The organism is Alexandriicola marinus (genome assembly GCF_004000435.1).
GTDB lineage: Bacteria > Pseudomonadota > Alphaproteobacteria > Rhodobacterales > Rhodobacteraceae > Alexandriicola > Alexandriicola marinus.
Window position 1 is genome coordinate 1 of sequence record NZ_RBVZ01000055.1, and the last position, 1,163, is coordinate 1,163.

Annotated in this window: 2 protein-coding genes; both read right to left on the bottom strand. The window is 67.7% G+C overall.

Annotated elements, in window-relative coordinates:
• The coding region (locus EP376_RS22640) for a phage portal protein (protein ID WP_127657722.1) at positions 1 to 951 on the bottom strand (951 nt) is incomplete at its 3' end.
• Positions 951 to 1,163: phage head-tail joining protein (locus EP376_RS22645; protein WP_338068422.1), on the bottom strand; the 213-nt coding region annotated here is incomplete at its 5' end. The genes EP376_RS22645 and EP376_RS22640, both read right to left, overlap by 1 nt.

Here is a 1,163-nt window from a genome sequence, read left to right on the forward strand (position 1 = left end):
CCGGATGTCCTTGCCGCCGCGCGCATAGGCGATCAGGCCGGGCTCGAACTGCTCGACCCGATTGCCATCGGCATCCACCACGGAGGGCGCAATGCCCTGCTGCGCCTCGTCGTCGCCAAAGACGATGGCAGTGACGCAGGCCTCGGTCTTCTTGCGGACAAGTTCAGCCACCTCGTAGTCGTCCAGATCCCGCAAGCTGCGGATCACCGGCGCACCCCAAGGCACGCCGCGCGCCTGTGTGCGCTGCTTTTCATACACATGAGCGATCTCGATCGCAGGAACCGGACGGCTCTGCAGGCCGTTCTGCAAGGCGCCGTAGGCGTCACCGGGATGCTCAGCATGCAGCCAGTAGGCTCGGCGCTTGCCAACAGGGTCGAACTCGATCCCCTGCACGAGGCGGCCCGCGCCAACGGCGCCGGATTTCGTGGTGTCGAGGAAGTCAGCCTCCAGTACCTGCAACTGCACCGGCACGGGAAGACCATCGCTGGCGCCCCGCCGGCGCCGGCGCACCAGCACCTCACCTGCCTCGACCATCTCGCGGCAGATCAACGTCTGCAGACCATAGAAGTCGAGCTGGCCGTCGGCATCGGCCCTGTCCGACCACCGCGCGAAGAGTGCATCGACCTTCCGGTCCAGCTTGTCATTGCCGCTGGCGGCGCGCGGCATGATGCCCGCGCCGACGATGTTGTTGACCAGCACCGCCACGGCCTTCGCCGCATGTGGATTGTTCCGCACCAGATCGCGCATCCGGTCGCGCAGCAGCGCCCCGGCGACGCCGATCTCGGTATCGGCGGAGGATCCCGGTGCCCGCCAGCCCTCCGTCCGTCGCCCTTTCGCGGCCCCGTCATAGCCCCGTGTGAGGGTCTCGAAGGCCTGACGGGCCAACACGCGCCTGGCGGCGGCCCCAGGGGCGACGGAGGCAATGGCCCTGTCGAACCAGTTTGCCGACATCACCGGTCCCCGCGCGAGAAGCCCGCGAGCCCGGCGACCGGCAATGGCCGTGTGGTCCCCGCAATAACGCGTTCGATGGTGCGGATGCGGGCGAGCAGATCCTCGGCGGAGCCGTAATCGACGGATTTTCCGTCATAGCTGACCCGCGTCGTGCCGCTGGCATAGGCCCGCCGCAGCGCAGACAGCTCGGCTTCCGTCCAATCTGTCATCAA